At 44.4% G+C, this 23,621-nt stretch carries 7 protein-coding genes, 19 tRNA genes, 6 rRNA genes, 2 pseudogenes and 2 riboswitches; of the genes and pseudogenes, 33 read left to right on the plus strand and 1 reads right to left on the minus strand.

Features of this window, described 5'->3' with window-relative positions; genetic code table 11:
• Positions 1-60 precede the first annotated feature (60 nt).
• Positions 61-162: riboswitch (purine riboswitch) on the plus strand.
• A 188-nt stretch (positions 163-350) separates the two neighbouring features.
• From RCG17_RS14915 to RCG17_RS14930, 4 genes and pseudogenes are all read left to right on the plus strand, one after another.
• Positions 351-1,528, plus strand: a pseudogene (locus RCG17_RS14915) (NCS2 family permease).
• Positions 1,529-1,722: 194 nt separating this feature from the next.
• Positions 1,723-2,565 carry a glucose PTS transporter transcription antiterminator GlcT gene (glcT, locus tag RCG17_RS14920; RefSeq protein ID WP_308170980.1) on the plus strand — a complete coding sequence of 281 codons (843 nt, stop codon included), beginning with the start codon at positions 1,723-1,725 and terminating at the stop codon, positions 2,563-2,565.
• Positions 2,566-2,736: 171 nt separating this feature from the next.
• On the plus strand, positions 2,737-4,806 hold the full coding sequence (ptsG, locus tag RCG17_RS14925) for a glucose-specific PTS transporter subunit IIBC (RefSeq protein WP_308170981.1): 2,070 nt from the start codon (positions 2,737-2,739) through the stop codon (positions 4,804-4,806).
• A 240-nt stretch (positions 4,807-5,046) separates the two neighbouring features.
• Positions 5,047-6,029 (plus strand): annotated as a pseudogene (locus RCG17_RS14930) (serine hydrolase domain-containing protein).
• A gap of 26 nt (positions 6,030-6,055) precedes the next feature.
• Here the strand turns inward: RCG17_RS14930 and RCG17_RS14935 are convergent.
• A complete protein-coding gene (locus tag RCG17_RS14935) occupies positions 6,056-7,501 on the minus strand; it encodes an ArnT family glycosyltransferase (RefSeq protein ID WP_308170982.1) in 1,446 nt (481 codons plus the stop codon).
• 388 nt (positions 7,502-7,889) lie between these two features.
• Between RCG17_RS14935 and RCG17_RS14940 the strand changes: the two genes are divergently transcribed.
• The 29 genes from RCG17_RS14940 (at position 7,890) to purB (ending at position 23,614) form a co-directional block, all read left to right on the plus strand.
• Positions 7,890-9,438, plus strand: a 16S ribosomal RNA gene (locus RCG17_RS14940).
• A gap of 189 nt (positions 9,439-9,627) precedes the next feature.
• A 23S ribosomal RNA gene (locus tag RCG17_RS14945) occupies positions 9,628-12,563 on the plus strand.
• A 71-nt stretch (positions 12,564-12,634) separates the two neighbouring features.
• Positions 12,635-12,751, plus strand: a 5S ribosomal RNA gene (rrf, locus tag RCG17_RS14950).
• A 308-nt stretch (positions 12,752-13,059) separates the two neighbouring features.
• Positions 13,060-14,609: ribosomal RNA gene (locus RCG17_RS14955) — 16S ribosomal RNA — on the plus strand.
• 189 nt (positions 14,610-14,798) lie between these two features.
• Positions 14,799-17,734 (plus strand): 23S ribosomal RNA (locus RCG17_RS14960).
• Between the two features lie 74 nt (positions 17,735-17,808).
• A 5S ribosomal RNA gene (rrf, locus tag RCG17_RS14965) occupies positions 17,809-17,925 on the plus strand.
• The 16S, 23S and 5S rRNA genes sit together here with 19 tRNA genes alongside, the layout of an rRNA operon.
• Positions 17,926-17,934: 9 nt before the next feature.
• A tRNA-Val gene (locus RCG17_RS14970) sits at positions 17,935-18,010 on the plus strand.
• A gap of 48 nt (positions 18,011-18,058) precedes the next feature.
• Positions 18,059-18,134: transfer RNA gene (locus RCG17_RS14975), tRNA-Thr, on the plus strand.
• A 13-nt stretch (positions 18,135-18,147) separates the two neighbouring features.
• Positions 18,148-18,232: transfer RNA gene (locus RCG17_RS14980), tRNA-Leu, on the plus strand.
• Between the two features lie 18 nt (positions 18,233-18,250).
• Positions 18,251-18,325: transfer RNA gene (locus tag RCG17_RS14985), tRNA-Gly, on the plus strand.
• Positions 18,326-18,330: 5 nt separating this feature from the next.
• Positions 18,331-18,419, plus strand: a tRNA-Leu gene (locus tag RCG17_RS14990).
• A 13-nt stretch (positions 18,420-18,432) separates the two neighbouring features.
• A tRNA-Arg gene (locus RCG17_RS14995) sits at positions 18,433-18,509 on the plus strand.
• Positions 18,510-18,517: 8 nt separating this feature from the next.
• A tRNA-Pro gene (locus tag RCG17_RS15000) sits at positions 18,518-18,594 on the plus strand.
• An 18-nt stretch (positions 18,595-18,612) separates the two neighbouring features.
• Positions 18,613-18,688: transfer RNA gene (locus RCG17_RS15005), tRNA-Ala, on the plus strand.
• A gap of 13 nt (positions 18,689-18,701) precedes the next feature.
• Positions 18,702-18,794, plus strand: a tRNA-Ser gene (locus tag RCG17_RS15010).
• A 177-nt stretch (positions 18,795-18,971) separates the two neighbouring features.
• Positions 18,972-19,045 (plus strand) — tRNA-Met (locus RCG17_RS15015).
• 3 nt (positions 19,046-19,048) lie between these two features.
• Positions 19,049-19,126, plus strand: a tRNA-Asp gene (locus tag RCG17_RS15020).
• 21 nt (positions 19,127-19,147) lie between these two features.
• Positions 19,148-19,232: transfer RNA gene (locus RCG17_RS15025), tRNA-Tyr, on the plus strand.
• Positions 19,233-19,235: 3 nt separating this feature from the next.
• Positions 19,236-19,309 (plus strand) — tRNA-Trp (locus RCG17_RS15030).
• A gap of 11 nt (positions 19,310-19,320) precedes the next feature.
• Positions 19,321-19,396 (plus strand) — tRNA-His (locus RCG17_RS15035).
• 20 nt (positions 19,397-19,416) lie between these two features.
• Positions 19,417-19,488, plus strand: a tRNA-Gln gene (locus tag RCG17_RS15040).
• 5 nt (positions 19,489-19,493) lie between these two features.
• Positions 19,494-19,566: transfer RNA gene (locus RCG17_RS15045), tRNA-Cys, on the plus strand.
• Positions 19,567-19,575: 9 nt separating this feature from the next.
• Positions 19,576-19,649, plus strand: a tRNA-Gly gene (locus RCG17_RS15050).
• A 4-nt stretch (positions 19,650-19,653) separates the two neighbouring features.
• Positions 19,654-19,730 (plus strand) — tRNA-Ile (locus tag RCG17_RS15055).
• Between the two features lie 6 nt (positions 19,731-19,736).
• Positions 19,737-19,808: transfer RNA gene (locus tag RCG17_RS15060), tRNA-Asn, on the plus strand.
• Between the two features lie 339 nt (positions 19,809-20,147).
• On the plus strand, positions 20,148-20,345 hold the full coding sequence (locus RCG17_RS15065) for an NETI motif-containing protein (protein ID WP_308170983.1): 198 nt from the start codon (positions 20,148-20,150) through the stop codon (positions 20,343-20,345).
• An 87-nt stretch (positions 20,346-20,432) separates the two neighbouring features.
• A riboswitch (purine riboswitch) is annotated at positions 20,433-20,534 on the plus strand.
• 152 nt (positions 20,535-20,686) lie between these two features.
• On the plus strand, positions 20,687-21,169 hold the full coding sequence (gene purE, locus RCG17_RS15070; protein ID WP_374120958.1) for a 5-(carboxyamino)imidazole ribonucleotide mutase: 483 nt from the start codon (positions 20,687-20,689) through the stop codon (positions 21,167-21,169).
• Positions 21,156-22,292 carry a 5-(carboxyamino)imidazole ribonucleotide synthase gene (gene purK, locus RCG17_RS15075; RefSeq protein ID WP_308170985.1) on the plus strand — a complete coding sequence of 379 codons (1,137 nt, stop codon included), beginning with the start codon at positions 21,156-21,158 and terminating at the stop codon, positions 22,290-22,292. Before purE ends, purK begins: the two co-directional genes overlap by 14 nt.
• A gap of 23 nt (positions 22,293-22,315) precedes the next feature.
• Positions 22,316-23,614, plus strand: coding sequence for an adenylosuccinate lyase (gene purB / locus RCG17_RS15080; RefSeq protein ID WP_308170986.1), 1,299 nt, complete (start codon positions 22,316-22,318; stop codon positions 23,612-23,614).
• Positions 23,615-23,621: the final 7 nt, after the last annotated feature.

The raw sequence follows: 23,621 nt of genomic DNA on the forward strand, positions 1-23,621 counted from the left end.
GAAAAACGTTCGTATTTTTTGTTGACAGAAGAAGGGGGAGGTTGGTATGATACAAAGGTACTAATAATTTCATATTGTTTTCGTATAATATTGGGAATATGGCCCAAAAGTTTCTACCAGGCTACCGTAAATAGCTTGACTACGAGGTAAGTGTTAGATAGGAGTAATTTCCTTTCTTTTGTACATATGCCTATAGTCAACGCTTCGGTGGATACCGAAGCGTTTTTTTGGTCAATATATTAGATAATCATTATAGGGGGAAAACAAAAATGCAAAAGTATTTTCAGTTCAAAGAGCTGGGAACGAGTTATCGTCAAGAGTTTCTTGGTGGTTTGACAACCTTTTTGGCAATGGCTTATATTTTAGCGGTAAACCCAATTACATTGTCACTTTCTAGTATTAAAGGTCTTCCAGATGCAATGAGAATGGATTATGGTTCAGTGTTTGTAGCAACAGCGATTGCTTCAGCGATTGGTTCAATTGTTATGGGGCTTCTTGGTAAATATCCACTTGCATTGGCTCCAGGAATGGGACTAAACGCATTTTTTGCATATTCAGTTGTTTTAGGCAGTAAGGTTCCTTGGCAGCATGCACTTGGTGCAGTATTAATTTCCGTGTATTCTTCTTTTTATTAACACTAACAGGTCTTCGGGAAAAGCTTATCAATGCGATTCCTGTTCAATTAAAACATGCAGTCGGTGCTGGTATTGGCTTATTTATTACTTTTATCGGCTTCCAGGATGCAGGAATCATTGTTAAAAATGATGCAACTTTAGTTGGCTTAGGGGATTTAACAAAAGGTCCAACATTGCTTGCTATCTTTGGAATTATCATTTCGGTTATTTTAATGGCAAGAAAAATTAAAGGTGCCGTTTTTTACGGAATGATTATTACAACAATTGTGGGAATGATCTTCCATTTAATCAAAGTACCTACAGCTGTTGTAAGTGCTGTACCAAGTGTGAAGCCAACATTTGGCGCTGTTTTCTCATCCTTTGGTGATCATTCTTTCTGGTCTACAGGCATGATCGGGATCATTTTAACGTTCTTGTTTGTTGACTTCTTTGATAACGCTGGGACACTTGTTGCAGTTGCAAGTCAAGCTGGTTTAATGAAAGATAATAAACTGCCTAATGCAGGAAGAGCTCTTGTTTCAGATTCAATTGCTACAATGGTTGGTGCAGTGTTAGGAACTTCAACGACGACTTCTTATATCGAGTCATCTGCTGGAGTTGCTTCTGGTGCAAAAACAGGTTTTGCTTCATTAGTTACAGCAGGATTCTTTATTTTGTCATTGTTCTTCTTCCCGTTATTATCAGTTATTACATCGTCTGTAACAGCACCTGCACTTATTATAGTCGGGGTATTGATGGTTTCATCATTACGTCATATTGAATGGGATAAGTTTGAAATTGCGGTACCTGGCATTCTTAACAATGGTAACAATGCCTTTATCCTACAGTATTTCAACTGGTATTGCCCTAGGCTTTATCTTTTATCCAATTACCATGATCGTAGCAGGACGTAGAAAAGAAATTAATCCAATTATGTATTTCTTCTTAGTCATCTTCATTTGTTACTTTATTTTCTTAGTATAAAAAAAGGAATCATGCGATCTGCATGATTCCTTTTTTTATGATGCTGTCGATTAATGTCGTTGATTTTCCGCTTTGACTCAGGTAACATATTTATACTAGCGTTATGCTGAAAAGAGGAGAAGGAATGGCAACCTTACAAATTGAAAGGGTTTTAAATAATAATGTACTCATTGCTGATCATCCCTCTTATCAAGAAGTTGTATTAATTGGTAAAGGGATAGGATTTAACAGGAAACAAGGGGATACTATAGATACGGATTTAGCAGAGAAGTTTTTTGTACTTAAAAATGAAAAAGAGCAAGAAAATTATATTAAGCTTCTTCCGTTTATTGATAATGAGTTGTTAGAGGTAATTATTTCCGCTATACAATTAATCAAGCAAAGGACAAATTCACAATTAAATGAGCATATTCATGTTGCTTTAACAGATCATTTAATGTTTGCCATAACTCGAGTAAGACAAGGGATGGGAATCACCAACCCCTTTTTAATTGAGACAAAAACTTTATACAGATTCGAATATGAAGTCGCATCAGATGTGGTTGAATTAATTAAAAAGAAAACAAGTGTGTCTCTTCCAGTTGGAGAGATCGGGTTTATCGCCTTACATATTCATAGTGCGATTACCAATAAAACACTATCGGATGTAAATCAGCATTCTCAGCTTGTCAGCAGGTTAATTAGAATGATTGAAGAACAAATGGGGATTGAAATAGATAAAGAGAGTATTGATTATATGAGGCTTGTTCGCCATCTTCGCTATACAATTGAAAGGGTTGTCAAAGGAGAGCAAGTTGAGGAACCAGATAAAATTTCCTCCCTATTAAAACAAGAATATCCTGTGTGCTATAATCTCGCTTGGAAGATCATTAAGATTATGCAACAAGCTTTGAAAATAAAGGTTTTTGATGCTGAAGCAGTGTATTTAACCATGCATCTCCAACGGCTTCAAAAGAAAATAAAATAGCCATTATTTATTTACGTGTTACTGATTCGATCAGGCATGAGTAAATTTTTTATGAGAGTGAAGTTTTGGGAAAAATACACCCATATACCTTCCTTCATTGATTTTTTACTCATGCCCTTTTTGTTTGGAAACGCTTAATGTGTTTTATTCGTGATTAGGAGGTTTTTTTCTATGCTTAAAAACGCATTTGGCGTTTTGCAAAAAGTAGGTAGAGCTTTAATGCTTCCAGTTGCTATTTTACCGGCAGCAGGCCTCTTGTTGGGGATTGGAAATGCTCTTCAACAGCCAACAACTCTATACTATCTTCCGTTTTTACATGTACATTGGATTCAGATGGTCTCAAATATACTGGAGAATTCCGGCAATATTATCTTTGGTAACTTGCCACTAATTTTTTCCACTGGTGTTGCCCTTGGTTTAGCTGGAGATGGTGCCGCTGCTCTTGCAGCTATTGTAGGCTATTTAGTCTTAAACCAAGTAATGAGTTCATGGCTTGGTGTGACAGCGAGCATGGTAGCCAAGGACCCATCTTTTGCGACTGTATTAGGGATCCCAACGTTACAAACGGGAGTATTTGGGGGCATTATTGTTGGTTTGATTGCTGCATTTGCTTATAATCGATACCACAACATTGAAATGCCTTCTTTCCTTGGTTTTTTTGCTGGTAAACGGTTTGTCCCAATTGTCACTGCAGCTTTTTCCCTTATTGCTGGATTGTTGTTATTAGTTATTTGGCCGCCAATTCAGCATGGTATGAATGCTATGTCAAACTGGATGTTAGGAAGCGGAACTTATTTTTCAGTATTTATGTTTGGATTTATTAAAAGATTGCTTATACCTTTTGGATTGCATCATATTTGGTATGCTCCATTCTGGTATGAGTTTGGTTCATATAAGACACACTCCGGTCAAATTGTACATGGTGATATGACGATTTTCTTTGCACAATTAAAAGATAACGTGAAACTTACCGCTGGTTACTTTATGCAGGGGGAATTCCCAATCATGATGTTTGGTTTACCAGCTGCTGCACTTGCTATGTATCATACAGCTCGTCCTGAAAATAAAAAGATTGTTGCAGGCTTACTTGGGTCGGCTGCTTTAACATCATTCCTAACTGGTATAACTGAACCATTGGAATTTTCCTTTTTATTTGTATCACCGTTATTATTCTTTATCCATGCGGTATTAGATGGCCTTGCATTTGTATTAATGGCATTTTTTAAAGTACATCTTGGTTACACATTTTCTGGCGGAGCAATTGACTTTGTATTGTTTGGCATACTGCCAGGAAAAGAGCGCTGGTGGATTGCGATCTTGCTAGGTCTTGTTTTTGCTATTATTTATTACTTTACTTTCAGATTTATTATTCAAAAATTTAACATAATGACACCTGGACGCGAAACGGACGAAGAAAATACCGAAAATAATGAGGGTACAAAAGGGCAAGTAACTGAACTTCCCTACAATATCCTAGAAGCAATGGGTGGAAAACAAAACATTGCTCATCTTGATGCGTGTATTACACGTCTTCGTGTTTTGGTTAATGATAGTAAGAGCGTTGATAAAAATGAGTTAAGAAGACTGGGTGCAGCTGGTGTACTTGAAGTTGGCAACAATATTCAAGCTGTCTTTGGACCACGTTCTGAAACGATTAAGGGTCAAATGAAAGATATTATGGATGGAAAGAAATCTCGCTTATCTATTATAAAATCTCTTGAAAAAGGGGTAGAGCAGCAAATTGAAGAAGGAAACCCAGCGGCACTTCAAGTAAGAACAACAATAAATGAAGTTTTTGCTTCTCCATTAAAGGGCGAAATCAAAGCCATATCTGAAGTTCCAGATCAAGTATTTGCTGAAAAAATGATGGGAGACGGTTTTGCGATTATTCCAAGTGAAGGAACAATCGTATCACCTGTTGATGGAAAAATTGTTCACCTGTTCCCAACGGAGCATGCGATCGGGATCATGTCCAATAGCGGCAGAGAAATCCTTATCCACGTAGGTATTGATACTGTAAACCTACAAGGCCAAGGTTTTGAAACACTTGTGGAAGAAAATGAAACAGTAAAAAAAGGCCAGCCGCTTATGAAAGTGGATCTTGCCTATGTAAAAGAACATGCGACATCGATTATTACTCCGATTGTTTTCACCAACCTTACAGATGGTGAAAAGGTTGTCATAGAAAAACACGGACAAGTTGATGCGAATGAAGAAGGTATTGTAAAAATAACAAAATAATTAGATGCCGTAGTGCCAGCCTTAAACAAGGCTGGCATTTTTTTTGAGGGTTTGTACTATAATGATGAGGGTTTTACTTTTTCTTCAAAGGAGGGAGTAGCAAGATTGAAAAAAATAGTAAGGTGGTTGTTATTTTTGAGCGGTAGTCTCTTGCTCATTCTCGTTATGCTTTTAATAACTTATGGAAGTACTTCGCATTCGGAATTAAAAGGAACCCTCCAGCAAAAAGTTACAGCCTATATGAATAAGGAAGCTGCTGAAATTCAGTTTAATGGGACAGTGCTTGTTGCTAAAGACGGTAAGATTCTATTTCAGAAAGGATATGGTTTTTCTGATTACAGCGAAAAAGTCCTGAATCAAGTTGATACAGAGTATCGAATTGCTTCACTGACGAAATCATTTACAGCTTTATCGATCTTGCAGCTTGAAGCAGCAGGTAAATTAAAAACTTCTGACCTTATCTCAAATTACTTTCCAGGCTTTCGAAATGGGGAGAAAATTACGATACATGACTTGTTAACGCATAGTTCGGGAGTGAAAGATCACTTTAAAATCACTGATACAACAAAGCCGATCACGATCTCTGGTGTCATCGATTTAATGAGCCAAGAGCCTCTATCATTTTCCCCGGGACAAAATATGTTTACTCGAACACTGGATATACCATTCTTGCTGGGATCATTGAAAAAGTGAGCGGTGAAAGTTATGGGAATTACCTTAGAACACATATTTTTCGGATTGTGGGAATGAACCATACCTATCTAAATGAAGATGATGCGGAAATGCTGGCGGACGGCTTTCAGAATATGAAGAAGCTTGAAATGAAAGATGATGAAAGCCAGCTTGCAGGGTCAGGTGATATTATATCAACCGTTGGTGACTTGCAAAAATATGATAATGCCATTCATAATGGACGCCTTCTTCCTTCTAAGGAAATAAAGAAAATGGAGACAGGTTATATAAACAGTGCCCGATGGGGTGTTTTTAAATATGGTTATGGCTGGAATGTGGCGGATAATTTGATTAGTTTTGGAAGACCTATGATCGAACATAATGGTAGCTTGCCAGGATTCAAATCAGAGTTTGTTGAATTTGTCGATGATAGAGTTACGGTCATAGTCCTTTCTAATAATAACGGAACTTGGAATTCGGGAGCATTGGCACGAGAATTGGCGTCCATCTGCCTCGGTAAACGTTTTTGGTTTTATGAAAAGTATTTCTAAAGGGCTTGTAAAAAAGACCAAGCCCTTTATGGAGTAGACTTACTGACGATATAGCCCCATTTATTAGAGGTTATAATCGCTAGATGGTTCGATTTGATCAGCTGTTTTGTCTTTTCTGTTTTCTTTAACAAAAGTAATGCCCGATCATTTTTCAAAAATGTTTTTAACCCGCCATCTCGTACCCTTAAATCACCATATAATTCCGCTGCCAGTACGGTATTTTGTGCCCACACATTCTTGGTATGACGGTAAATATATAAATTATAACCCTTTACTTCATTTATGTTTTGTAAGCTTTGAACTAAGCTAAGGTGTAATTTTGGAATGGGATGGTGTATATAAGTAAAAATTTGTTGTTCATAGTTTGCTGAGATCCATACAATGAGTGCTAAGATGGTAACTTTCATTCCGACCTTTGCCTTTTGAAAAACATTCGCACAAAGGACCCCAATAATGATAGATAAGGCAGGATAAATAGGGAGTATATACCACCTAATTTTCGTCTCCGCCATTGAATAAAGGATGAGCGGAATGAAAAGCCATAAATAAAGCCCGATTGCATAGCCATTCAAACTGGGCTTTATTCTATTGGAAGCTTTATATAAATTAGCTAATGTTAAACCGATCAACAACATGATCCAATCCTTTGAAAATCTCCAGATTATCTCTAAATAATAGAGTCTTGAACCAAAATGCCCTTCAATGGTGGTTGATGATCTTTTTAACAAATCATATGTAATCATATTTTTAAAAAATTCTATCCCATCATATTGATATCTGAGTAATCCCCATATGATAATGGGGCCGAACATAAAGCTTAACAATAGAACCCAATTTTTTAAGGTAAGGCGTTTATAAACACCTGTAAAAATAAGATAGAGAAAAATTATAATAAAAAGATTACAAGCATGCCAGCTCTTAGTTAAGAAGGCTAAAGAGAATGAGATGGCAGATACATAAAACCATTTAGACGAATGCGCGCTTAGTACTAAAGAAAGTATAGAGGAAGTGAATAATAATACAAAAAGAGAATCCGCATCAGCTGTTCTTGCACTATGATTAATTAAAAATTGTGTACTGGTAGCTAATGATAGAGTAGCTATGAATGATGCTAGGATGCCATGCTTCTTTAAAACAAAAAGGAATATGATCAAAATTGTAAGCAAAGCTGATGCAGCTGAAAGGAGTCTTAAACCGAGTGTATTAAACCCGACTAATTTGTACCCGGCTATTGTTATTAAAAAACTAAGTGGAGGTTTTAAGTTCCAATAATCAATTTTATTTTTATATGTATTAACAATAAGATTGTTCTTTTTTAACATTTCATAGGCACTTGCTCCGTGTCTTGCTTCATCCCAACTGAAAATTGGAAAATCGGATAAACCATAGAAAATATTATAAAAAGCAAGGATTAATAAAATAGTAGCGATCAGGGTATAAATTATTTTTGATGTAAAGTATGAACGAAACATTTACATCCTCCTGATAATGTTAGACTTAAGGTAGTTAGACCGAGTTTCATGATGATTCCCACCTACATTAATCGGATTCCCTGCTCGAAGAACTTTCATACCTTCCATGTTCAACCAAAATAAACAGAACGCATGAGAAAAAATATATGAAAAAGTGTTGACGATTCTAAAATGGGGTGTTATTATATTCAAGCAGTCGTTGATAGCAACACTCATTGAAAAAGTATTTAAAAAGTTATTGACAATAACTTAGTGAAGTGTTACTATGATAAAGCTGTTTTAAAAAATTGTTCTTTGAAAACTAAACAAACAAAAACGTCAACAATAAAAATATAGTGAATCTAGTATTCACTAGCCAACGTAACATTTATGAGCTAACTCATACTCTTTAATGGAGAGTTTGATCCTGGCTCAGGACGAACGCTGGCGGCGTGCCTAATACATGCAAGTCGAGCGAATCTTGAGGGGCTTGCCCCTCAAGATTAGCGGCGGACGGGTGAGTAACACGTGGGCAACCTGCCTGTAAGACTGGGATAACACCGGAAGTCGGCGCTAATACCGGATAATTCTTCACCTCTCATGAGGTGAAGCTGAAAGTCGGTTTCGGCTGACGCTTACAGATGGGCCCGCGGCGCATTAGCTAGTTGGTGAGGTAACGGCTCACCAAGGCGGCGATGCGTAGCCGACCTGAGAGGGTGATCGGCCACACTGGGACTGAGACACGGCCCAGACTCCTACGGGAGGCAGCAGTAGGGAATCTTCCGCAATGGACGAAAGTCTGACGGAGCAACGCCGCGTGAGTGATGAAGGCCTTCGGGTCGTAAAACTCTGTTGTTAGGGAAGAACAAGTATCGGAGTAACTGCCGGTACCTTGACGGTACCTAACCAGAAAGCCACGGCTAACTACGTGCCAGCAGCCGCGGTAATACGTAGGTGGCAAGCGTTGTCCGGAATTATTGGGCGTAAAGCGCGCGCAGGCGGTCCTTTAAGTCTGATGTGAAAGCCCACGGCTCAACCGTGGAGGGTCATTGGAAACTGGGGGACTTGAGTGCAGAAGAGGAAAGCGGAATTCCACGTGTAGCGGTGAAATGCGTAGAGATGTGGAGGAACACCAGTGGCGAAGGCGGCTTTCTGGTCTGTAACTGACGCTGAGGCGCGAAAGCGTGGGGAGCAAACAGGATTAGATACCCTGGTAGTCCACGCCGTAAACGATGAGTGCTAAGTGTTAGAGGGTTTCCGCCCTTTAGTGCTGCAGCTAACGCATTAAGCACTCCGCCTGGGGAGTACGGCCGCAAGGCTGAAACTCAAAGGAATTGACGGGGGCCCGCACAAGCGGTGGAGCATGTGGTTTAATTCGAAGCAACGCGAAGAACCTTACCAGGTCTTGACATCCTCTGACACTCCTAGAGATAGGACTTTCCCCTTCGGGGGACAGAGTGACAGGTGGTGCATGGTTGTCGTCAGCTCGTGTCGTGAGATGTTGGGTTAAGTCCCGCAACGAGCGCAACCCTTGATCTTAGTTGCCAGCATTTAGTTGGGCACTCTAAGGTGACTGCCGGTGACAAACCGGAGGAAGGTGGGGATGACGTCAAATCATCATGCCCCTTATGACCTGGGCTACACACGTGCTACAATGGATGGTACAAAGGGTAGCGAAACCGCGAGGTGGAGCCAATCCCATAAAACCATTCTCAGTTCGGATTGTAGGCTGCAACTCGCCTACATGAAGCCGGAATCGCTAGTAATCGCGGATCAGCATGCCGCGGTGAATACGTTCCCGGGCCTTGTACACACCGCCCGTCACACCACGAGAGTTTGTAACACCCGAAGTCGGTGGGGTAACCGTAAGGAGCCAGCCGCCTAAGGTGGGACAGATGATTGGGGTGAAGTCGTAACAAGGTAGCCGTATCGGAAGGTGCGGCTGGATCACCTCCTTTCTAAGGAAAATGTCCTAACGGACATCACAGATTGTTCGACGGATTTTGTTTGTTTAGTTTTGAGAGAACAATCTCTCAAAACCTTGTTCCTTGAAAACTAGATAATCGTATAAGAAGAAGTCAAGAAAGAACCGAGTAATCGCCATTTTAGTTTTCTCTCTTATTTAATTAAGAAGAAAAAACCTTTTAGGTTAAGTTAGAAAGGGCGCACGGTGGATGCCTTGGCACTAGGAGCCGATGAAGGACGGTACTAACACCGATATGCTTCGGGGAGCTGTAAGTAAGCTTTGATCCGGAGATTTCCGAATGGGGGAACCCACTGCTCGTAATGGAGCAGTATCTTTATCTGAATACATAGGATAATGAAGGCAGACCCGGGGAACTGAAACATCTAAGTACCCGGAGGAAGAGAAAGCAATTGCGATTCCCTAAGTAGCGGCGAGCGAAATGGGAACAGCCCAAACCGAAAGGCTTGCCTTTCGGGGTTGTAGGACACTCTACATGGAGTTACAAAGGAACGGGGTAAATGAAGCGATCTGGAAAGGTCCGTCATAGAAGGTAAAAACCCTGTAGTTGAAACTTCGTTCCCTCCTGAGTGGATCCTGAGTACGGCCGGACACGTGAAATCCGGTCGGAAGCTGGGAGGACCATCTCCCAAGGCTAAATACTCCCTAGTGACCGATAGTGAACCAGTACCGTGAGGGAAAGGTGAAAAGCACCCGGAAGGGGAGTGAAACAGTTCCTGAAACCGTGTGCCTACAAGTAGTCAAAGCCCTTTTATGGGTAATGGCGTGCCTTTTGTAGAATGAACCGGCGAGTTACGATCCCATGCAAGGTTAAGTTGATGAAACGGAGCCGCAGCGAAAGCGAGTCTGAATAGGGCGATTTTAGTATGTGGTCGTAGACCCGAAACCAGGTGATCTACCCATGTCCAGGGTGAAGGTAGGGTAACACCTACTGGAGGCCCGAACCGACGCACGTTGAAAAGTGCGCGGATGAGGTGTGGGTAGCGGAGAAATTCCAATCGAACTTGGAGATAGCTGGTTCTCTCCGAAATAGCTTTAGGGCTAGCCTCACGTTGTAAGAGTCTTGGAGGTAGAGCACTGTTTGGACTAGGGGCCCTCATCGGGTTACCGAATTCAGACAAACTCCGAATGCCAAAGACTTATCCGTGGGAGTCAGACTGCGAGTGATAAGATCCGTAGTCAAAAGGGAAACAGCCCAGACCACCAGCTAAGGTCCCAAAGTATACGTTAAGTGGAAAAGGATGTGGAGTTGCTTAGACAACCAGGATGTTGGCTCAGAAGCAGCCACCATTTAAAGAGTGCGTAATAGCTCACTGGTCGAGTGACTCTGCGCCGAAAATGTACCGGGGCTAAACGTATCACCGAAGCTGTGGGTGGACACCATTAGGTGTCCGCGGTAGGAGAGCGTTCTAAGGGCGTTGAAGCTAGACCGTAAGGACTGGTGGAGCGCTTAGAAGTGAGAATGCCGGTATGAGTAGCGAAAGATGAGTGAGAATCTCATCCACCGAATGCCTAAGGTTTCCTGAGGAAGGCTCGTCCGCTCAGGGTTAGTCGGGACCTAAGCCGAGGCCGAAAGGCGTAGGCGATGGATAACAGGTTGATATTCCTGTACCACCTCTTTATCGTTTGAGCAACGGGGGGACGCAGGAGGATAGGGTAAGCGCACTGCTGGATATGTGCGTGTAAGCAGTTAGGCTGGTGAATAGGAAAATCCGTTCACCGTGAAGGCTGAGCTGTGATGCCGAGGGAAATATAGTACCGAAGTTCCTGATTCCACACTGCCAAGAAAAGCCTCTAGCGAGATAAAAGGTGCCCGTACCGCAAACCGACACAGGTAGGCGAGGAGAGAATCCTAAGGTGAGCGAGAGAACTCTCGTTAAGGAACTCGGCAAAATGACCCCGTAACTTCGGGAGAAGGGGTGCTCTTTGGGGTTAATCGCCCTGAAGAGCCGCAGTGAATAGGTCCAGGCGACTGTTTAGCAAAAACACAGGTCTCTGCGAAGCCGCAAGGCGAAGTATAGGGGCTGACGCCTGCCCGGTGCTGGAAGGTTAAGAGGAGGGGTTAGCGCAAGCGAAGCTCTGAATCGAAGCCCCAGTAAACGGCGGCCGTAACTATAACGGTCCTAAGGTAGCGAAATTCCTTGTCGGGTAAGTTCCGACCCGCACGAAAGGCGTAACGATCTGGACACTGTCTCAACGAGAGACTCGGTGAAATTATAGTACCTGTGAAGATGCAGGTTACCCGCGACAGGACGGAAAGACCCCATGGAGCTTTACTGTAGCCTGATATTGAATTTTGGTACAGCTTGTACAGGATAGGTAGGAGCCTTTGAAGCCGGAGCGCCAGCTTCGGTGGAGGCATTGGTGGGATACTACCCTGGCTGTATTGAAATTCTAACCCGCACCCCTTATCGGGGTGGGAGACAGTGTCAGGTGGGCAGTTTGACTGGGGCGGTCGCCTCCTAAAGAGTAACGGAGGCGCCCAAAGGTTCCCTCAGAATGGTTGGAAATCATTCGCAGAGTGTAAAGGCACAAGGGAGCTTGACTGCGAGACCTACAAGTCGAGCAGGGACGAAAGTCGGGCTTAGTGATCCGGTGGTTCCGCATGGAAGGGCCATCGCTCAACGGATAAAAGCTACCCTGGGGATAACAGGCTTATCTCCCCCAAGAGTCCACATCGACGGGGAGGTTTGGCACCTCGATGTCGGCTCATCGCATCCTGGGGCTGTAGTCGGTCCCAAGGGTTGGGCTGTTCGCCCATTAAAGCGGTACGCGAGCTGGGTTCAGAACGTCGTGAGACAGTTCGGTCCCTATCCGTCGTGGGCGCAGGAAATTTGAGAGGAGCTGTCCTTAGTACGAGAGGACCGGGATGGACGCACCACTGGTGTACCAGTTGTCTTGCCAAAGGCATCGCTGGGTAGCTATGTGCGGACGGGATAAGTGCTGAAAGCATCTAAGCATGAAGCCCCCCTCGAGATGAGATTTCCCATAGCGTCAAGCTAGTAAGATCCCTGAAAGATGATCAGGTTGATAGGTCAGAGGTGGAAGCACGGTGACGTGTGGAGCTGACTGATACTAATCGATCGAGGACTTAACCAAAAATGATTATTCGTTCTTTACACTTCTTTTTGATTATCTAGTTTTGAGGGAATGAACCTCAATTCAATAAGTCTGGTAATAATGGCGAGAAGGTCACACCCGTTCCCATACCGAACACGGAAGTTAAGCTTCTCAGCGCCGATGGTAGTTGGGACGAAAGTCCCTGTGAGAGTAGGACGTTGCCAGGCGGAAAGACAAAGAATTTATTCTCTGTCTTTTTTAATCCCTATTGTAAGGGTGACATTATTTTACTATAGTATTTTGACTCCGATGGTGTTAAAATACTAGTGTAGATTTGTTATCGGTATAAAACTTTTTTCGAAAGAAAATCTTTCGTAGAAGTTGACAATAACGAATCGTTATGGTAAGATAATTTTTGTCGCTAAGATAATTAATTGTTCTTTGAAAACTAAACAAACAAAAACGTCAACAATAAAAATATAGTGAATCTAGTATTCACTAGCCAACGTAACATTTATGAGCTAACTCATACTCTTTAATGGAGAGTTTGATCCTGGCTCAGGACGAACGCTGGCGGCGTGCCTAATACATGCAAGTCGAGCGAATCTTGAGGGGCTTGCCCCTCAAGATTAGCGGCGGACGGGTGAGTAACACGTGGGCAACCTACCTGTAAGACTGGGATAACACCGGAAGTCTGGTGCTAATACCGGATAATTCTTCACCTCTCATGAGGTGAAGCTGAAAGTCGGTTTCGGCTGACACTTACAGATGGGCCCGCGGCGCATTAGCTAGTTGGTGAGGTAACGGCTCACCAAGGCGACGATGCGTAGCCGACCTGAGAGGGTGATCGGCCACACTGGGACTGAGACACGGCCCAGACTCCTACGGGAGGCAGCAGTAGGGAATCTTCCGCAATGGACGAAAGTCTGACGGAGCAACGCCGCGTGAGTGATGAAGGCCTTCGGGTCGTAAAACTCTGTTGTTAGGGAAGAACAAGTATCGGAGTAACTGCCGGTACCTTGACGGTACCTAACCAGAAAGCCACGGCTAACTACGTGCCAGCAGCCGCGGTAATACGTAGGTGGCAAGCGTTGTCCGGAATTATTGGGCGTAAAGCGCGCGCAGGCGGTCCTTTAAGTCTGATGTGAAAGCCCACGGCTCAACCGTGGAGGGTCATTGGAAACTGGGGGACTTGAGTGCAGAAGAGGAAAGCGGAATTCCACGTGTAGCGGTGAAATGCGTAGAGATGTGGAGGAACACCAGTGGCGAAGGCGGCTTTCTGGTCTGTAACTGACGCTGAGGCGCGAAAGCGTGGGGAGCAAACAGGATTAGATACCCTGGTAGTCCACGCCGTAAACGATGAGTGCTAAGTGTTAGAGGGTTTCCGCCCTTTAGTGCTGCAGCTAACGCATTAAGCACTCCGCCTGGGGAGTACGGCCGCAAGGCTGAAACTCAAAGGAATTGACGGGGGCCCGCACAAGCGGTGGAGCATGTGGTTTAATTCGAAGCAACGCGAAGAACCTTACCAGGTCTTGACATCCTCTGACACTCCTAGAGATAGGACTTTCCCCTTCGGGGGACAGAGTGACAGGTGGTGCATGGTTGTCGTCAGCTCGTGTCGTGAGATGTTGGGTTAAGTCCCGCAACGAGCGCAACCCTTGATCTTAGTTGCCAGCATTTAGTTGGGCACTCTAAGGTGACTGCCGGTGACAAACCGGAGGAAGGTGGGGATGACGTCAAATCATCATGCCCCTTATGACCTGGGCTACACACGTGCTACAATGGATGGTACAAAGGGTAGCGAAACCGCGAGGTGGAGCCAATCCCATAAAACCATTCTCAGTTCGGATTGTAGGCTGCAACTCGCCTACATGAAGCCGGAATCGCTAGTAATCGCGGATCAGCATGCCGCGGTGAATACGTTCCCGGGCCTTGTACACACCGCCCGTCACACCACGAGAGTTTGTAACACCCGAAGTCGGTGGGGTAACCGTAAGGAGCCAGCCGCCTAAGGTGGGACAGATGATTGGGGTGAAGTCGTAACAAGGTAGCCGTATCGGAAGGTGCGGCTGGATCACCTCCTTTCTAAGGAAAATGTCCTAACGGACATCACAGATTGTTCGACGGATTTTGTTTGTTTAGTTTTGAGAGAACAATCTCTCAAAACCTTGTTCCTTGAAAACTAGATAATCGTATAAGAAGAAGTCAAGAAAGAACCGAGTAATCGCCATTTTAGTTTTCTCTCTTATTTAATTAAGAAGAAAAAACCTTTTAGGTTAAGTTAGAAAGGGCGCACGGTGGATGCCTTGGCACTAGGAGCCGATGAAGGACGGTACTAACACCGATATGCTTCGGGGAGCTGTAAGTAAGCTTTGATCCGGAGATTTCCGAATGGGGGAACCCACTGCTCGTAATGGAGCAGTATCTTTATCTGAATACATAGGATAATGAAGGCAGACCCGGGGAACTGAAACATCTAAGTACCCGGAGGAAGAGAAAGCAATTGCGATTCCCTAAGTAGCGGCGAGCGAAATGGGAACAGCCCAAACCGAAAGGCTTGCCTTTCGGGGTTGTAGGACACTCTACATGGAGTTACAAAGGAACGGGGTAAATGAAGCGATCTGGAAAGGTCCGTCATAGAAGGTAAAAACCCTGTAGTTGAAACTTCGTTCCCTCCTGAGTGGATCCTGAGTACGGCCGGACACGTGAAATCCGGTTGGAAGCTGGGAGGACCATCTCCCAAGGCTAAATACTCCCTAGTGACCGATAGTGAACCAGTACCGTGAGGGAAAGGTGAAAAGCACCCGGAAGGGGAGTGAAACAGTTCCTGAAACCGTGTGCCTACAAGTAGTCAAAGCCCTTTTATGGGTAATGGCGTGCCTTTTGTAGAATGAACCGGCGAGTTACGATCCCATGCAAGGTTAAGTTGATGAAACGGAGCCGCAGCGAAAGCGAGTCTGAATAGGGCGATTTTAGTATGTGGTCGTAGACCCGAAACCAGGTGATCTACCCATGTCCAGGGTGAAGGTAGGGTAACACCTACTGGAGGCCCGAACCGACGCACGTTGAAAAGTGCGCGGATGAGGTGTGGGTAGCGGAGAAATTCCAATCGAACTTGGAGATAGCTGGTTCTCTCCGAAATAGCTTTAGGGCTAGCCTCACGTTGTAAGAGTCTTGGAGGTAGAGCACTGTTTGGACTAGGGGCCCTCATCGGGTTACCGAATTCAGACAAACTCCGAATGCCAAAGACTTATCCGTGGGAGTCAGACTGCGAGTGATAAGATCCGTAGTCAAAAGGGAAACAGCCCAGACCACCAGCTAAGGTCCCAAAGTATACGTTAAGTGGAAAAGGATGTGGAGTTGCTTAGACAACCAGGATGTTGGCTCAGAAGCAGCCACCATTTAAAGAGTGCGTAATAGCTCACTGGTCGAGTGACTCTGCGCCGAAAATGTACCTGGGCTAAACGTATCACCGAAGCTGTGGGTGGACACCATTAGGTGTCCGCGGTAGGAGAGCGTTCTAAGGGCGTTGAAGCTAGACCGTAAGGACTGGTGGAGCGCTTAGAAGTGAGAATGCCGGTATGAGTAGCGAAAGATGAGTGAGAATCTCATCCACCGAATGCCTAAGGTTTCCTGAGGAAGGCTCGTCCGCTCAGGGTTAGTCGGGACCTAAGCCGAGGCCGAAAGGCGTAGGCGATGGATAACAGGTTGATATTCCTGTACCACCTCTTTATCGTTTGAGCAACGGGGGGACGCAGGAGGATAGGGTAAGCGCACTGCTGGATATGTGCGTGTAAGCAGTTAGGCTGGTGAATAGGAAAATCCGTTCACCGTGAAGGCTGAGCTGTGATGCCGAGGGAAATATAGTACCGAAGTTCCTGATTCCACACTGCCAAGAAAAGCCTCTAGCGAGATAAAAGGTGCCCGTACCGCAAACCGACACAGGTAGGCGAGGAGAGAATCCTAAGGTGAGCGAGAGAACTCTCGTTAAGGAACTCGGCAAAATGACCCCGTAACTTCGGGAGAAGGGGTGCTCTTTGGGGTTAATCGCCCTGAAGAGCCGCAGTGAATAGGTCCAGGCGACTGTTTAGCAAAAACACAGGTCTCTGCGAAGCCGCAAGGCGAAGTATAGGGGCTGACGCCTGCCCGGTGCTGGAAGGTTAAGAGGAGGGGTTAGCGCAAGCGAAGCTCTGAATCGAAGCCCCAGTAAACGGCGGCCGTAACTATAACGGTCCTAAGGTAGCGAAATTCCTTGTCGGGTAAGTTCCGACCCGCACGAAAGGCGTAACGATCTGGACACTGTCTCAACGAGAGACTCGGTGAAATTATAGTACCTGTGAAGATGCAGGTTACCCGCGACAGGACGGAAAGACCCCATGGAGCTTTACTGTAGCCTGATATTGAATTTTGGTACAGCTTGTACAGGATAGGTAGGAGCCTTTGAAGCCGGAGCGCCAGCTTCGGTGGAGGCATTGGTGGGATACTACCCTGGCTGTATTGAAATTCTAACCCGCACCCCTTATCGGGGTGGGAGACAGTGTCAGGTGGGCAGTTTGACTGGGGCGGTCGCCTCCTAAAGAGTAACGGAGGCGCCCAAAGGTTCCCTCAGAATGGTTGGAAATCATTCGCAGAGTGTAAAGGCACAAGGGAGCTTGACTGCGAGACCTACAAGTCGAGCAGGGACGAAAGTCGGGCTTAGTGATCCGGTGGTTCCGCATGGAAGGGCCATCGCTCAACGGATAAAAGCTACCCTGGGGATAACAGGCTTATCTCCCCCAAGAGTCCACATCGACGGGGAGGTTTGGCACCTCGATGTCGGCTCATCGCATCCTGGGGCTGTAGTCGGTCCCAAGGGTTGGGCTGTTCGCCCATTAAAGCGGTACGCGAGCTGGGTTCAGAACGTCGTGAGACAGTTCGGTCCCTATCCGTCGTGGGCGCAGGAAATTTGAGAGGAGCTGTCCTTAGTACGAGAGGACCGGGATGGACGCACCGCTGGTGTACCAGTTGTCTTGCCAAAGGCATCGCTGGGTAGCTATGTGCGGACGGGATAAGTGCTGAAAGCATCTAAGCATGAAGCCCCCCTCGAGATGAGATTTCCCATAGCGTCAAGCTAGTAAGATCCCTGAAAGATGATCAGGTTGATAGGTCAGAGGTGGAAGCACGGTGACGTGTGGAGCTGACTGATACTAATCGATCGAGGACTTAACCAATAGTAATGATTATTCGTTCTTTACACTTCTTTTTGATTATCTAGTTTTGAGGGAATGAACCTCAATTCAATAAGTCTGGTAATAATGGCGAGAAGGTCACACCCGTTCCCATACCGAACACGGAAGTTAAGCTTCTCAGCGCCGATGGTAGTTGGGACGAAAGTCCCCGTGAGAGTAGGACGTTGCCAGGCTTTTATTTTGGAGGATTAGCTCAGCTGGGAGAGCATCTGCCTTACAAGCAGAGGGTCGGCGGTTCGATCCCGTCATCCTCCACCATATTTTTTTGCCGTCGTGCTGAAAAACTAATATTACCATCTAAAAAATGCCGGCCTAGCTCAATTGGTAGAGCAACTGACTTGTAATCAGTAGGTTGGGGGTTCAAGTCCTCTGGCCGGCACCATTTTTTTAATAATGCGGGTGTGGCGGAATTGGCAGACGCACCAGACTTAGGATCTGGCGCCGCAAGGCGTGGGGGTTCGACTCCCTTCACCCGCACCATTTACATTTAAATAAATTGCGGAAGTAGTTCAGTGGTAGAACATCACCTTGCCAAGGTGGGGGTCGCGGGTTCGAATCCCGTCTTCCGCTCCAATGTTGCCGGGGTGGCGGAACTGGCAGACGCACAGGACTTAAAATCCTGCGGTAGGTGACTACCGTACCGGTTCGATTCCGGTCCTCGGCACCATTTTAAAAGATATGCGCCAGTAGCTCAATTGGATAGAGCGTCTGACTACGGATCAGAAGGTTATGGGTTCGACTCCTTTCTGGCGCGCCATTTTTTTACGGGAAGTAGCTCAGCTTGGTAGAGCACTTGGTTTGGGACCAAGGGGTCGCAGGTTCGAATCCTGTCTTCCCGACCATATTTAATATAATCATTTGGGGCTTTAGCTCAGCTGGGAGAGCGCCTGCTTTGCACGCAGGAGGTCAGCGGTTCGATCCCGCTAAGCTCCACCAAATAATATCATACGGAGGAATACCCAAGTCCGGCTGAAGGGATCGGTCTTGAAAACCGACAGGCGGGTTAAACCGCGCGGGGGTTCGAATCCCTCTTCCTCCGCCATGTTATTTTTTTTTATATTTAGCTTAATAGTTTCTATTGTCGCGGGGTGGAGCACGTTCGAATATGCTTCTTCGAATGTCTACAGCGCACCGATTGAGCTGCTGCTTGAGTAAGCTTTCTGAAATCGGGGCGGTTACCCAACTAAGAGCATGATTAATCTAAATAATTTTCTATTATCGCGGGGTGGAGCAGTTCGGTAGCTCGTCGGGCTCATAACCCGAAGGTCGCAGGTTCAAATCCTGCCCCCGCAATATGGTCCGGTAGTTCAGCTGGTTAGAATGCCTGCCTGTCACGCAGGAGGTCGCGGGTTCGAGTCCCGTCCTGGACCGCCACTATTTTTTAAGAAGAAAAATGGAGGGGTAGCGAAGTGGCTAAACGCGGCGGACTGTAAATCCGCTCCCTCAGGGTTCGGCGGTTCGAATCCGTCCCCCTCCACCATTTAGGGGTATAGTTTAAAGGTAGAACGAAGGTCTCCAAAACCTTTGGTGTGGGTTCAATTCCTGCTACCCCTGCCAATAGCGTAATGGCGGCTGTGGCGAAGTGGTTAACGCATCGGATTGTGGTTCCGACATTCGTGGGTTCGATTCCCATCAGCCGCCCCATAATAATCTAAAAAAATTTTTGGGCTATAGCCAAGCGGTAAGGCATCGCACTTTGACTGCGACATGCGTTGGTTCAAATCCAGCTAGCCCAGCTTATGGCAGCATAGCCAAGTGGTAAGGCAGAGGTCTGCAAAACCTTTATCCCCGGTTCGAATCTGGTGCCGCCTCCAAAAAATTTTGCGGGTGTAGTTTAATGGTAAAACTCCAGCCTTCCAAGCTGATGTCGTGGGTTCGATTCCCATCACCCGCTCCAAAATGGGCCTATAGCTCAGCTGGTTAGAGCGCACGCCTGATAAGCGTGAGGTCGATGGTTCGAGTCCATTTAGGCCCACCATAATTTTCCGCAGTAGCTCAGTGGTAGAGCTATCGGCTGTTAACCGATCGGTCGTAGGTTCGAGTCCTACCTGCGGAGTATATTTTCAGGAAAAATGTGTTAAAGCTGAAACATTCATGTTTCAGCTTTTTTTCGTTAGAAAGAAATTCCTATATCTGCCAGCAAAAAGTATGGAGAGGGATTGTGTTAAAGAGATAGTGCCCATGGTTAAAGAAAAAGAGGTAGCACGGGAACTAAAGAGTCCTACTAGTTCCCGTGCTCAAGAAAAACCAAGCGAGTAGAGGCATTAGTCGCAAAAACTCGAATTCACCTTATCCTATATTTTACCAATTCGGAATAATTGTGATTCCCCAAGATAAATTCCATCAAATAAATATATAATAAACTTAATATATATATATAGAAAGGAAACAACAAATGGGAAAAAGTAAACTGACATTTGAGGTTCAAGAAAATGAGTCTATTGGTGAATGTATCGAGCGAATGAAAAAGCTAGGGTATTCACCAACACGAAGGATAGAGAAACCAATTTTTCAAGAAGTCATAAATAATGATCAAACAACCTATGAACCGATCGGCAGACAAATTATTTTTGAAGCAAAAGAAAACGGTTAAAAATACGAACGTTAAATATTAACAGAAAAATATTGTTCGTTTTTGTTGACCGTTCTTAACATTAGTTGTTAAAATGAATGTGCGATAAGTTAATAGACGAATAACCCTCGTATAATAATGGGAATATGGCCCGTAAGTTTCTACCCAATTACCGTAAATAATTGGACTATGAGGGAAAGTGGATTGTATCAGAAATGATTAGCTTTTTTCGGTCATTTCATGGTACTTTTTCTGAGCGATTTATAAGCCCGGACAGACTGCTTTCTCTCACCAAGAAATATGGAGAAGAATCTGTTTTCGGGCTTTTTATTTTGATCATTTTGAGGTGGTATAACTTGGAAATGAAAGTAGCCGTCATTATGGGTAGTAAATCAGATTGGGAAACCATGAAGCATACCTGTGACGTTTTAGAAGCATTAGAGATTCCATATGAAAAAAAGGTAGTATCAGCACATCGTACGCCAGATTTGATGTTTGAGTACACTGAAACAGCCAGACATAGAGGAATTCAGGTGATTATTGCAGGAGCCGGAGGAGCCGCACATCTTCCTGGTATGGTTGCTGCGAAAACAACCCTTCCCGTCATCGGTGTTCCCGTTCAATCAAAGGCCCTAAATGGTCTTGACTCGCTTTTATCGATTGTTCAAATGCCTGCTGGAGTCCCGGTAGCAACTGTTGCGATTGGTAGGTCCGGAGCAGCCAACGCTGGGTTGCTTGCTGCCCAGATTTTGTCGATTACTGACAAAGAATTAGAAAAAAGGATAGAAAAGAGACGAGAAACAGCGAAAATTGCAGTATTGGAAAGTAGTGATGAACTTGTCTAAAAGGCATATACTGCCAGGACAAACTATTGGCATTATTGGTGGGGGACAACTTGGCAGAATGATGGCTCTTGCTGCAAAAGCAATGGGATACAGAGTCGCCGTACTTGACCCAGAGCCAGATTCTCCTTGTGGTCAAGTGTCTGATGAAAAAGTGGTAGGTGCATACGACGACCTGTCAGCTATTAAAAAGTTAGCAGAATTAAGTGATGTTATAACATATGAATTTGAAAACATCGATGCAGCCGCACTTGCATGGCTTTGTGAAAATGCTTATGTGCCACAAGGAACGAAGCTGCTTGACATATCACAGGATCGGATCAAGGAAAAGAGAGTCATTCAAAGCGCTGGTGTACAGGTAGCTCCTTTTGCAGTCATTCACTCGTTAGCAGAAATATATGATAATATGGAAAGGCTTAGCTATCCGGCAGTGTTGAAGACTTCTCGTGGAGGTTATGATGGGAAGGGCCAGCTAGTAATAAAGGAAAGTCAAGATATCGTAAAGGCTTCAGCCCTTCTTGAGCATGGTCCATGTGTCCTTGAAAAATGGGTTCCTTTTAAAAAAGAAATATCGGTCATCTTAACAGGTAGCATAAGCGGTGAAATCGCAGTGTTCCCCGTTGCGGAAAATACTCACTTTAACAATATTTTACATCAAACCATTGTACCGGCAAGAATTAGTGAACGTGCAAAAGATAAAGCAATTCAATATGCTAAAAAGCTTGCTCAACAATTTCATCTTGTCGGTACCTTGGCAGTAGAGATGTTTTTGACCGATGATGATGAGATTTACATAAATGAGCTTGCTCCTAGGCCTCATAATTCAGGTCATTATACGATTGAGGCTTGTGAAACTTCGCAATTCGAACAGCAGATCAGAGCAGTTTGTAATTTGCCGCTTGCATCGACTGATCTATTAAAACCAGCCTTAATGGTCAATATATTAGGAGAGCATCAAGCAATGGTATTAGAAAGAATGCCTGAGATGAAGGATTGGAAGGTACACTTTTACGGAAAAAAAGATCCTAAGGTAAAAAGAAAAATGGGCCATGTTACCATTCTAAGGGAGTCCGTTGAGACTGCCATTGAAGAAGCAAGCAAGAGCAATATTTGGGTAACTAATTAAGAAAAAAGTTTGGAGGCAAAGTTATGATCGATCGTTATACTCGCCCGGAAATGGGAGCAATTTGGACAGAGGAAAATCGTTTCAAAGCATGGTTGGAAGTTGAAATTTTAGCTTGTGAAGCATGGTCTGTTCTTGGGGATATTCCAAAGGAAGATGTTCAAAAAATTCGTAAAAATGCATCCTTCAATGTAGAGCGGATTAAAGAAATTGAAGAAGAAACAAGACATGATGTTGTTGCATTTACAAGAGCCGTTTCCGAAACTCTTGGCGAAGAACGAAAATGGGTTCATTACGGATTAACTTCAACAGATGTGGTAGACACTGCCCTTTCTTATCTATTAAAACAAGCGAATCAAATTTTATTAAAAGATATTGAAAATTTCATTGAGATTTTGAAAAACAAAGCAAAAGAGCATAAGTACACGGTTATGATGGGCCGTACACACGGTGTTCATGCAGAACCAACAACATTTGGCTTAAAGCTTGGCCTTTGGTATGAAGAAATGAAACGAAACCTGGAACGCTTCAAGCAGGCAGCAACAGGAATTGAGTTTGGAAAGATTTCTGGAGCAGTCGGCACATATGCAAATATCGACCCGTTTGTTGAAAAATATGTTTGCGAAAAGCTTGGGATTCAGCCAGCACCAATCTCTACGCAAACCCTGCAGCGTGACCGTCATGCCCATTACATGGGAACCTTAGCATTAATTGCCACTTCTATTGAGAAGTTTGCGACAGAAGTACGTGGGCTGCAAAAGAGTGAAACACGTGAGGTTGAGGAATTCTTTGCTAAAGGTCAAAAGGGTTCTTCGGCTATGCCACATAAACGAAATCCAATTGGTTCTGAAAATATGACAGGAATGGCAAGGGTCATCCGCGGTTATATGCTTACTGCTTATGAAAATGTAGCATTATGGCATGAGCGTGATATCTCCCATTCATCAGCAGAACGCGTCATTCTGCCAGATGCCACAATTGCTTTAAACTATATGCTTAATCGTTTTGCCAATATCATTAAGAACCTGACTGTTTTCCCTGAAAATATGAAACGGAATATGGATCGTACGCTTGGATTGATTTATTCACAGCGCGTTTTACTTGCTCTCATTGATAAAGGTCTCTCCCGCGAAGAGGCATATGACACTGTACAGCCAAAGGCTATGGAGGCATGGGAAACGCAGGTGCCATTCCGCCAGTTAGTTGAAGGTGAAGCGAAAATTACATCATTGCTGTCTCCAGAAGAAATTGCCGACTGCTTTGATTACCATTACCATTTGAAAAATGTCGATACCATTTTTGACCGTTTAGGTTTAGGCGAATAAGGGAGGG

This window comes from Neobacillus sp. PS3-12 (assembly GCF_030915385.1).
Taxonomy (GTDB): domain Bacteria; phylum Bacillota; class Bacilli; order Bacillales; family Cytobacillaceae; genus JAEVLT01.